Annotated in this window: 8 protein-coding genes; 2 read left to right on the forward strand and 6 right to left on the reverse strand. The window is 67.8% G+C overall.

The features are described 5' to 3' along the window. The 6 genes from A6A29_RS01345 to A6A29_RS01370 all read right to left on the reverse strand — a co-directional run. Window positions 1–849: ABC transporter ATP-binding protein (locus tag A6A29_RS01345; protein ID WP_241838284.1), on the reverse strand; the 849-nt coding region annotated here is incomplete at its 3' end. 11 nt (window positions 850–860) lie between these two features. Next, on the reverse strand, window positions 861–1,808 hold the full coding sequence (locus A6A29_RS01350; protein WP_073718048.1) for an ABC transporter permease: 948 nt from the start codon (window positions 1,806–1,808) through the stop codon (window positions 861–863). Beyond that, the gene (locus tag A6A29_RS01355) at window positions 1,801–2,733 is read right to left on the reverse strand and encodes an ABC transporter permease (RefSeq protein ID WP_073718049.1); all 933 of its coding nucleotides are present in this window, start codon (window positions 2,731–2,733) and stop codon (window positions 1,801–1,803) included. Before A6A29_RS01355 ends, A6A29_RS01350 begins: the two co-directional genes overlap by 8 nt. A gap of 166 nt (window positions 2,734–2,899) precedes the next feature. Beyond that, the gene (locus A6A29_RS01360; protein WP_073718050.1) at window positions 2,900–4,537 is read right to left on the reverse strand and encodes a peptide ABC transporter substrate-binding protein; all 1,638 of its coding nucleotides are present in this window, start codon (window positions 4,535–4,537) and stop codon (window positions 2,900–2,902) included. 439 nt (window positions 4,538–4,976) lie between these two features. After that, complete coding sequence (typA, locus tag A6A29_RS01365) at window positions 4,977–6,851, reverse strand: translational GTPase TypA (protein ID WP_073718051.1); 1,875 nt, start codon at window positions 6,849–6,851, stop codon at window positions 4,977–4,979. A 345-nt stretch (window positions 6,852–7,196) separates the two neighbouring features. Continuing rightward, window positions 7,197–9,668 (reverse strand): ABC transporter family substrate-binding protein, encoded by a 2,472-nt coding sequence (locus tag A6A29_RS01370; protein WP_073718052.1) that lies wholly within the window; start codon window positions 9,666–9,668, stop codon window positions 7,197–7,199. Between the two features lie 288 nt (window positions 9,669–9,956). Here A6A29_RS01370 and A6A29_RS01375 point away from each other — a divergent pair, with 288 nt between their 5' ends. Together A6A29_RS01375 and A6A29_RS01380 are read left to right on the forward strand one after the other, a co-directional pair. Next, entirely contained in the window at window positions 9,957–10,193 is a 237-nt protein-coding gene (locus A6A29_RS01375) for a hypothetical protein (protein WP_073718053.1), read from the forward strand. A gap of 192 nt (window positions 10,194–10,385) precedes the next feature. After that, the gene (locus A6A29_RS01380) at window positions 10,386–11,144 is read left to right on the forward strand and encodes a hypothetical protein (protein WP_073718931.1); all 759 of its coding nucleotides are present in this window, start codon (window positions 10,386–10,388) and stop codon (window positions 11,142–11,144) included. The last annotated feature ends 16 nt before the right edge of the window (window positions 11,145–11,160 follow it).

The raw sequence follows: 11,160 nt of genomic DNA on the forward strand, positions 1-11,160 counted from the left end.
CTGGTCCAGGCGCGGGATCGACTCCAGCAGACCCTTGGTGTACGGGTGCGCCGGGCGCTTGTAGATCTCGTGGACCGGGGCGGTCTCGACGATCCGGCCCGCGTACATCACGGCGATCTTGTCGGCGACGTCCGCGACCACACCGAGGTCGTGGGTGATCAGGATCAGGCCCATGTTGTACTCGCGCTGAAGCTCCGCGAGCAGGTCCATCACCTGGGCCTGCACCGTCACGTCGAGCGCGGTGGTCGGCTCGTCGGCGATGATCAGGTCCGGCTCCAGGGCCAGCGCCATGGCGATCATGATGCGCTGGCGCATCCCGCCGGAGAACTGGTGCGGGTAGTCCGAGACACGGGCCGCGGCGGCCGGGATCTTGACCTGGTCCATCAGCTCGATGGCCTTGGCCTTGGCCGCCTTCTTGGACAGGCCCTGGTGGACCCGGAACATCTCGCCGAGCTGGTAGCCGACGGTGAGGACCGGGTTCAGCGAGGACAGCGCGTCCTGGAAGATCATCGCGATCTTCTGGCCACGGATCTTGCGGCGCTCCTCGTAGGACATCTTCAGCATGTCCTGGCCGCGGAAGAAGATCTCGCCCTGCGGGATCCTGCCGGGCGGCATGTCGAGGATGCCCATGATGGCCTGCGCCGTCACGGACTTGCCGGAACCCGACTCACCGAGGACGGCGAGCGTCTCGCCGGCGTCCACGCTGTAGTTGACGCCGTTGACGGCCTTGGCCACGCCGTCACGGGTGTGGAACTCCACGTGCAGGTCGCGGACTTCGAGCAGCGGGCCGACATGGTCGTCACCCGAGCGCGCGGACGGGATCTCTGCGGTCTTGCTGACGGTGGTCACGTGCGCCCTCCTTATCGCGTCTTCGGGTCGAGGGCGTTGCGGACGGCTTCGCCGAGCATGATGAACGCCAGAACAGTGAGGCTGAGCATGATCGACGGGTAGATCAGGATGTGCTGGGCCACCCGGATCTGGCTCGAACCGCCGGAGATGTCCATACCCCACGAGACGGTCGGCGGAGCCAGACCGAGACCCAGGTAGGACAGGGTCGCCTCGGCCGAGATGTACACACCGAGCGAGATGGTCGCCACGACGATCACCGGGGCCAGGACGTTCGGCAGGATGTGCCGGAACAGGATCCGGGTCGTACCGGCTCCCAGCGCTCTGGCCGCCTGGACGAAGTCCGCCTGCTTGATCGTGATCACCGCACCGCGCATGACACGCGCGATCTGGGTCCAGCCGAGGAACGCCAGGGCGAAGACGACCACCCAGATCGTCCGCTCGGTGAACGCCTGGAGGACGACCATCGCGCCGAGCAGGAAGGGCAGGCCCAGGAAGATGTTGGTGAAGCCGGAGAGGAGCGCGTCGACCCAGCCGCCGAAGTAACCGGCCAGCATGCCGACCAGACCGCCGAACAGGGTCACGACGAGCGTCACCGAGACACCGACGATGACCGAGGCGCGGGTGCCGTAGATGACACGCGCGTAGACACTGCGGCCCTGGCCGTCGAAGCCGAACCACTCGGGCGAACCGATCTTGCTCAGCTCGGGCTTGCCCAGGAAGTGGTGCACCAGGTCACCCGTGGTGGGCGAGGCGCTGGTGAACAGGCTCGGGAAGATCGTGATCACGAGCAGCAGCAGGATCAGGACGGCCGAGATGATGAAGTACCAGTTGCGGCGCAGGTCCTGCCAGGCGTCGCCCCAGAGGCTGCGCGCCTTCTCGGCCTTGACGACGGCCGACGGGTCGGCGAGGGGAGCCTTGGCGTCGTCGGGCGCGGGAGCGGTCTTGGTCAGGTCAGGCATACCGGATCCTCGGGTCCAGGACCGCGTACAGCAGGTCGACGATAAGGCTCATGAAGAGGTAGACGAGCACCAGGATGGTGACCAGTCCGACCAGGGTCGTGCCCTCGCGGCGGACGATCGACTCGAAGATGGTGCCGCCGATGCCCTTCACGTTGAACAGGCCCTCGGTGACGACCGCTCCACCCATCAGAGCGCCGAGGTCGGTGCCGAGGAAGGTGATGACCGGGATCAGCGAGTTGCGCATCAGGTGCACACCCACGATGCGGCGCTTGGGAAGTCCCTTGGCCACGGCCGTACGCATGTAGTCCGAGCGCAGGTTCTCCGCCATGGTCGTACGGGTCAGCCGGGCGACGTACGCCAGTGACAGTGACCCGAGAACGACAGCGGGGGCGATCAGCTCGCCCCAGGTGGCGTCGTTCGAGACGTTCGGTGAGATCCAGTCGAGCTGGAAGGCGAACACCGACTTGACGATGAAGCCGAGAACGAAGACCGGGATCGAGATGATCAGCAGCGTCAGGACCAGCACGACGTTGTCGGTCAGCCGTCCGGCGCGCAGACCGGCGGCCATGCCGAGGCCGAGACCGAGGACGATCTCGATCACGAACGCCATGGCGGCGAGCCGCAGGGTGACCGGGAACGCGTCGCCGAGCACGTCGGTGACGGGGCGTCCACTGGCGATCTGGGTACCGAAGTCGAAGTGAAGGACGATGCCCTTCATGTACTCCCAGTACTGCACCAGGATCGGCTGGTCGAGCCCGAGCTTGTGCCGCATCGCTTCGAGGGTCGCCGGGTCGGCCCCCTTGTCCCCGAAGAGTCCCCGCACGGGATCACCGGGCAGTGTGTAGACCATCAGGAAGATCAGCAGAGTTGTCCCGATGAACACCGGGATCATCTGGAGCAGTCGTCGTGCGACATAGCGCCCCATCGTGCCTCCATGTAAATAGGCAAGCGGCAGCCGACGGGCCCTCCCCCGCCGCAGGCACCCAGTGGGTGGTCTGCGGCGCGGAAGGGCCCCCCGGCCACGGCGTGCAGGCGGGTGCGGGACCGATGTCAGTTTCGGTCCGGCACCGGCCCGCGGACTACGTCGGTGGTTACTTCTTGACCTGGACTTCGGTCAGGATCGGGTCGCCGTCCTGGGCGTACTGGACGTTCTGGACCTTCTCCGAGTAGCCGGCGTTGACCTTGTAGTACCAGAGCGGGATGGAGGGCATGTAGTTCACCAGCTCCTTCTCGATGGTCTGGTAGGCCTTCACCGAATCGTCGAGCGAAGCGGCCGAGTCAGCCTTCTTGATCTCGGCGTCGAGCGCCTTGTTCGAGAAGTCGCCCTGGTTACCGGCAGCACCGGTACGGAACAGGTCGCTGATGAAGTTGGCGTTCACCGGGTAGTCGAGCACCCAGCCGGAGCGGTACAGGGACTTGACCTGCTTGGCGTCACGGGCGTTCGTGTCGGCCTGGAAGTCGGCCTTCGAGTCGCCGGTGCACTTGACGCCGGTCGCCTGGGTGATGCTGTTGCAGACAGCCTCGACCCATTCCTTGTGACCGCCATCGGCGTTGAACTGGATGGAGATGGCGTTCTTGGGGACGCCACCACCCTCCGCGATCAGCTTCTTGGCCTTCGCCGGGTCGTACTTGGTGACGTCACCGGTGGCGTTCGGCTGGAAGCCGAGAACACCCTTGGCGACCCAGCCCGTGGCCGGCTCACGCGTGCCCTGCAGCACCGTCTTGGTGATGGTGTCGCGGTCGATCGCCATCGACAGACCCTGGACAACCTTGGGGTTGATGCCCTTGAACTGGTCCGTGTAGTACGCGACGGCGATCGTCTGGATGGCGGAGTACGCCTTGTCCACCGCGCGGTCACCGAGGTCGGCACGGTAGACCGGAAGGTCCTTCGGGCCGATCTGGCGCAGCACGTCGACGTTGCCGGACTTGAGGTCCTCGTAGGCGGTTTCGAGGGTGGTGTAGTTCTTGAAGGTCACACCACCGTTCTTCGCCTTGTCGAGACCCTTGTAGTCGTCGTTGCGGACGACCTTGATCTGCTTCTTGTGGTCCCAGCTGACGAACTTGTACGCGCCGTTGCCGACCGGCTTCTCGCCGGCGGCCTTCGGGTCCGCGTAGAAGGACTCGGGCAGCGGGGAGAAGACCGTGTAGCCGAGCTTGTACGAGAAGTACGGCAGCGCGCCGTTCAGCTCGATGGTGAAGGTGTAGTCGTCGACGACCTTCAGGCCCGACATGGCGTCGGACTTCGGCTTGGCCTTCTTGCCCTCGGGGTGGACGTCGGCGTAGCCCTTGATGTCGCCGAACCACGACGCGTTGGTCTGCGCGTTGTTGATGTTCGCGGCCCAGTTCCACGCCTTGACGTAGGAATTGGCCGTGACCGGGGTCCCGTCGTGGAACTTCCAGTCCTTCTTGAGCTTGACCGTCCACAGCTTCGAGTCGGTGGTCTCCACCGACTCGGCGTTGATCATCTCAAGCTTGCCGTCGGGGTCGTAGTCGACGAGCTGCGAGAAGACGGCGTCGGTGACGATGCTGCCGTTCGACTCCATCGTGTTCGCCGGCTGCAGCGGGTTCTGCGGCTCACCGACCTCGACGGAAAAGATGCCGTTGGCGTCAACAGCGCCCTTCGCGCTCTTGCCGCCGTCCTTGCTGTCGTCGCCGCCGCCACAGGCGGTCGCGGCCAGGGCGATGATTGCCGCTCCCGCGACCCACTTGGCGCTCTTGGCACCGCGCATGGGTTTCCTCCTCATGAGTCCACTTTTGACTACAAGAGGGGCACTGGAGAGATCTACCGACACCCCTGACGGCGATCGTTTCCGTGCCCCGAGTGTGCTCGTGAGTCGGCACTCCCCACAGTGCGTGACCCATTGACCCGAGCTCAATGGAGCCAACTATTAAGTACGCCCGGGCTGTAAACCACACTTAAAGGGTCTCGGTTTGACAACATCAGTAGGGGCCGTGTGCCCGAAATCCGGACAAAGTGATCCCAGACAGACACGCCCGAAACGGACCGTTAACACATGTTCCGGAGAGCGACGTCCGATATCCGGACACCCGGGGCAGAAAAACTCATTGACGAAAGGCCCGGCCTCCCACAATCTCTGCGGGGACCGGGCCTCATATTCGGCCTCGGATCGGACTCCTGCTGACGGATCGTCCGCCGGAGTGCTCGGCTCAGCCGTTCTTGGCGCGCGAAGCCGTACGGCCACGCTGCTTGGCGTCCAGGACGACCTTGCGGATGCGCACGGTCTCCGGGGTCACCTCGATGCACTCGTCGTCGCGGCAGAACTCCAGGGACTGCTCCAGCGAGAGCTTGCGGGCCGGCACCACGTTCTCCGTGGTGTCGGCGGAAGCCGCACGCATGTTGGTGAGCTTCTTCTCCTTGGTGATGTTCACGTCCATGTCGTCGGCGCGGGAGTTCTCGCCGATGATCATGCCCTCGTAGACCTCGGTGCCGGCCTCGGTGAAGATGACACCGCGCTCCTGGAGGTTGACCATCGCGAACGGCGTCACCGTGCCCGAACGGTCCGCGACCAGCGAGCCGTTGTGACGGGTGCGCAGCTCCCCGAACCACGGCTCGTGGCCCTCGAAGATGGAGTGCGCGATGCCGGTACCGCGGGTCTGGGTCAGGAACTCCGTACGGAAGCCGATGAGGCCGCGGGACGGGACGATCCACTCCATGCGGACCCAGCCCGAACCGTGGTTCGTCATGGTCTCCATGCGGCCCTTGCGGCTCGCCATCAGCTGCGTGATGGCGCCGAGGTGCTCCTCGGGCGAGTCGATCGTCATGCGCTCGATCGGCTCGTGGGTCTTGCCGTCGATCTGCTTGGTGACGACCTCGGGCTTGCCGACGGTCAGCTCGAAGCCCTCGCGGCGCATCTGCTCGACGAGGATCGCCAGCGCGAGCTCACCGCGGCCCTGGACCTCCCAGGCGTCAGGGCGCTCGGTGTCCAGGACGCGCAGCGAGACGTTACCGACCAGCTCGCGGTCCAGGCGGTCCTTGATCTGGCGGGCGGTGACCTTGTGGCCCTTGCCGCCCTTGCCGACCAGCGGCGAGGTGTTCGCACCGATGGTCATCGAGATGGCCGGCTCGTCGACCGTGATCAGCGGCAGCGCGATCGGGTTCTCGGGGTCGGCCAGGGTCTCGCCGATCATGATGTCCGGGATACCGGCGATGGCGCAGATGTCGCCCGGACCGGCCATCTCGGCCGGCTTGCGGGTGAGCGCCTCGGTCATCAGCAGCTCGGTGATGCGGACGTTGGACATCGTGCCGTCGCGCTTGATCCAGGTGACCGTCTGGCCCTTGCGCAGCTCGCCCTGCTCGACGCGGCAGAGCGCGATACGGCCGAGGAAGTTGTCGGCGTCCAGGTTGGTGACGTGAGCCTGCAGCGGGGCGTCCGCGTCGTACTCCGGGGCCGGGACCGTGGAGAGGATCGTGTTGAAGAACGGCTCCAGGTTCTCGCTGTCCGGCGGGACGGTGCCGTCCTCCGGCTTGGTCAGCGAGGCGACGCCGTCACGGGCGCAGGCGTAGACGATCGGGAACTCGATCTGGTCCTCGTCGGCGTCCAGGTCCAGGAAGAGGTCGTACGTCTCATCGATGACCTCGGCGATCCGGGAGTCCGGACGGTCGGTCTTGTTGATGCAGAGGATGACCGGCAGCTTGGCGGTCAGCGCCTTGCGCAGCACGAACCGGGTCTGCGGGAGCGGTCCCTCGGAGGCATCGACGAGCAGCACGACCGCGTCGACCATCGACAGACCGCGCTCGACCTCGCCGCCGAAGTCGGCGTGGCCGGGGGTGTCGATGATGTTGATCGTGATCGGGTCCCCGCCGGACTTGGGGTGATACTTCACCGCCGTGTTCTTGGCGAGGATCGTGATGCCCTTCTCACGCTCCAGGTCGTTCGAGTCCATCATGCGATCGTCGAGGTGCTCGGCGGCGTGCGCGGCGAACGCGCCGGCCTGCTTGAGCATGGCGTCGACCAGCGTGGTCTTGCCGTGGTCGACGTGGGCGACAATGGCTACGTTACGGATGTCGTGGCGCGTGGGCATGGGTGGCTTGCGCTTCTCTCGGATCGTGGGATCAGGCGTCTCAGTCGGTCTCGAGTCCTCGTACGCCCGCCGGGCGGACACGCCACGGCTCGTCCAATGGTACGGGCCCGGCGCGTCCCGGGCTTCCCGGCCCGATCCGCGAGACCGTTCTTCCGCTGGCATTCAGCCGATATTCAGCCCGTATTACGTCACCGAACAGCTGCTCGGCAGCCGGGTGACAGCGGGAAATCCGGGGGTGTGGGGAGAATCGAACAGCCCGGGTCGGGGCGGAAACCACCTTGCCCGCCGGGCATCCGGCGGGCAAGGGAATTGAGCTGCTTCTGAGCTTTGGCAGGGCTTGACCTGCTACTTCTTACGATTCGCGGGGGAACCTGCCGCTTGCGGCTTCTTGAATCCGATGTCCTGGTAGCGGGGAGCGGCGAAGCCGAAGGCGCCGACGTTCGCGAGCTTCCTGTCGACCGCCACGAGCTGTGGGCGCTGATAGAGGGGAATGGATCCGGCGGCCGCCCAGATCCGGGCGTCGGCCTGCTTCATCAGGTCCCGGGCGGCGCCCTCGTCCAGCTCGGAGGCCGCCTGGTCGAAGAGCTGGTCGATGTGGTCGGTGCCGACCCGGGTGTAGTTCTGCTCGACGAGCAGCGATCCGTCGGTGGCCGGCTCCGGCTTCGCGTAGATCGGGCGTCCGTCGGTCGCCGGGTAGGCGGTGGCGGGCCAGGAGTACAGCGCCAGGTCGTAGTCCCCCGAGGCGATGTGGTCCTTGAAGTAGCTGTCGTCGGCGACCTTCGTGATCTCCGTGCCGATGCCGATGGACTCCAGCATCGCCGCGATCTTGTCGCCGACGGTGCGCAGCGACTGGGAGCCGGGTCCGGAAGGGAGGACGAAGCGCAGGGTCAGCGGCTTGCCCTCCTTGCCGAGCGGTCCGCGCACCGAGGCGGGGGCCGGTGCGGCGGTGCCCGCGGGGGCGTACGCGCCCGCGGCGCCGCCGGGCTGCTTGTCCTGTGCGCTGACCTTGGCGGGCGTCTCGTCGGTGGCGCTGTCGGCCTTGGCCTCCGTGCCGGTCACGGGCCTCGCGTCCGCGAGGGCGCCGGCCTGGCGCAGCAGGGCGGCGCTCTGGGCGGCGGCTGCCGGGGCGAGGACGTGGACGGCGGTGGTGCCGTCGGTGAGGAGGGGGCCGTCGTTCAGGGCGGGGGCACGGCCGGGTCCCTGACCCGGCTTGTTGTCCTCGCCGACGATGTACGTGCCGTCGTCGGCCTTCTTCTCGTCCTTCTTCTCGTCCTTCTTCGCGGCATCGTCCTTCTCCGCCGCGGCGGCCTTCTCCTGCTCCGCCGTCCTCTCCTCCGCCTTCCCCGCGTCGGCATCCTCCTCGGCGGCCGAGCTGTCCCCCGCCGCGGCCTTCTTCTCCGCCGCCGCCTTCTCCGCCTCGCTGCCGGCCTTGGTGTCCTTGGGCTTCTGGGCCGCGCCGCCCCTCGTCCAGCCCGCGTCGGCCAGCAGCGCCTGGGCCTCCTTGGTGTTCTGGTCGCCGAGTGCGCCGCTGCCGTCCTTGTATCCCGGCTGCCCGGCGAGGCTCAGGTGGCTGCCGAGCGGAGTCGCGGGAAGCCCCAGCGGCCCGAGTACGGTGTCGGCGAGCTCCTGACGGTCCAGGGCGCGGGCCACGGCCCGGCGTACCCGGTCGTCCGCGAGCGGCCCGGACTCCCCGTTCAGCGCGAGCTGGGTGTAGGCGGGCTCCAGGGACTTGCGTACGACGTAGCCGCGCAGGGCCTTCTGCTCGGCGCTGTACGCCGCGACGGCCGCCGTGTTCCTGTCGCGGGCCGCCTGGGCGCTCTCCGCCTCGTCCTCGTCCGAGCCGTGGGCCAGCGCCCAGGAGCGCAGGGCGGCGGCGGGCGTGATGTCGGATCCCGGGCCGTGGGCGGGCGGCTGTCCGGCCGCGCCCCTGTCACGCGCGGCCAGGGCGATACGGTTCGCCGCGGAGGCGTCGACGTCCGCGATGTCGACGGTGCCCGCGGCGAGGGCCTCGGTGCGGTCCTGGGGCTTGACCGCGTGGAAGACGAGCGTTTCGAGCTTGGCCTCGTCGCCCCACCAGCGGGGGTCGCGCACCAGGGTGACGGTGCCCTCGTCCTTGCTCACGCTGCGCAGCCGAAACGGTCCCGCCGAGGTCTTGAGCGTGGTGCGCGCGCCGTCGTTGAAGGCGTCCGGGGAGCCGGTGATCTCCTTCGGGTACAGCGGCGAGAAGAGCGCGCGCCAGTCCGCGTACGGCTTGGAGAAGGTGACCCGGACCTGGAGGTCGTCGGAGCCGCGCTCGATCTTCTCGATCCGCTCGTAGCCCGCGTTGCGGGCGGTCCAGAACGCCGAGTCCTTGCCGCTCAGCGCCCGCCACTGGGCGACGAAGTCGGGAGCTCCGATCTCCCGTCCGTTGCTCCACACGGCCCGCTGGTTGAGCTTGTAGAGCACGACCTGCTTGGGTTCGCGCCCGATGACCTTCGCGGACTCCAGGAAGTCCGGGTTGAGCCGCGGCTTCCCGGTCGCGTCCAGGGGGAAGAGGGTCGGCAGCACGGCTCCGGTGACGCGTGCCGTGGAGCTGTCGGCATCCGCCTGGAAGGCGTTGAAGGTGGCGGGCACCGTGTCGATCGCCCAGTTCACCGAGGAGCCGTCGGCGACCCGGTCGCGGGCGGCGCGGGCGATGTCCTGCGGGAAGGGCCGCGCGCTGTCGTCGGCGCCCGAGCTGCAGCCGGCCAGCACCGGGATCGTGAGCACACCCGTCGTGAGGAGCGCGAGTGAGCGGCGCTTGCGGACCGTCCCGCGCGGGACGCCGACGTGGGACATGGCTGATACCTCCGGGGCCGGCCCGGACCACCCCGTACCGGAATGGACCGGATTCTGCGTTATTGGTGGCATTTGCAGTTGATCACACTGGTTCCGTCCGTCCACTGAAGGCGCCCCCGCGCGGGAGGCGGCGCAGACACGGCGGACGGGACCCGCAACCTCACCCGAGCGGAGGAACGTTTCAGCAAGACAGCACGCCCCCACTCCCTTCACAAAGGGGATGTGACGCGCGACACTCGCATGCGCATGAGCATTGCCACCCGCCCCCCGCGGAAGTGAGGGCAAGTCATGTCCCTGCACGAGGAATTGACGGCAGTTCAGCGCTGCCTCGACGATCTGGCCCGCACCGTCGGACGACTGGAACAGAGCCTCGCGCAGCTGCGCGAGGCCGATGCCGCGGACCGCTCACCGGCGCCGGACCACCGCGCCGGCATGGTCACCATCACCGAAGCGCCGTACGACGCCACGCTGTGGACGGACTCGGACGACGAGGGTCTGGGCGTCCGCGGCCGGCACGCCCCCTAGGAGAGTTCCTTGGCCACCGGTACGGATTCAGGAACGGAACCAGGCACAGGACCAGGCACGGGACCGGGTACGGGACCGGGTACGGGACCGGGCCCGGGTACGGAACGAGGCGCGGGACCGGCGGTCGCGACCGCCCGGACCGACCCGGCCGGACGCCTCGCGGGAGGCGTCCGGCACGACTCCCGCGCCGCCATCCCCGCCCGCCATCTGCGGACCGACCGCTGGTGGTCGGCGCCCGCCGTGACCGCCGCGGGCCTCCTGGCCTTCATCGTCTACTCGACCTGGCGGGCCTTCGCCAACGCCGACTACTACGCCGCCCCCTATGTGTCGCCGTTCTACTCGCCGTGTCTGGCGGAGAACTGCGCGCCCATGCGGTCGGGACCGAACTGGGAAATATTCGGCAGCTGGTGGGGCCTCTCCCCCGCCCTGCTGATCCTGATCTTCCCCCTGGGCTTCCGGCTGACCTGCTACTACTACCGCAAGGCCTACTACCGGGGCTTCTGGGCGTCGCCCCCGGCCTGCGCGGTCGCCGAGCCGCACACCGCGTACAGCGGCGAGACCCGCTTCCCGCTCGTCATGCAGAACATGCACCGGTACTTCTTCTACGCCGCGGTTCCGGTCGCCGGAATCCTCACGTACGACACCGTGCTGTCCTTCCGCGACGAGCACTACGCCTGGGGCCACATGGGGCTCGGCTCGCTGATCTTCCTGGTCAACATCGCGCTGATCTGGGCGTACACCGTCTCGTGCCACTCGTGCCGGCACATCATCGGCGGCCGGCTGCGGCACTTCTCCCGGCACCCCGTGCGCTACCGGCTGTGGGGGTGGGCCGGGAAGCTGAACGCCCGGCACATGCAGCTCGCCTGGGCCTCCCTGATCAGCGTGGCGGTGGCCGACTTCTACGTGTATCTGGTCGCCTCCGGGGCCTTCGACGACCCGAGGTTCTTCTAGCGACCGCGCGCTCCGG

Origin of the sequence: Streptomyces sp. TSRI0281 (assembly GCF_001905125.1) — a bacterium.
Taxonomy (GTDB): Bacteria; Actinomycetota; Actinomycetes; order Streptomycetales; family Streptomycetaceae; genus Streptomyces.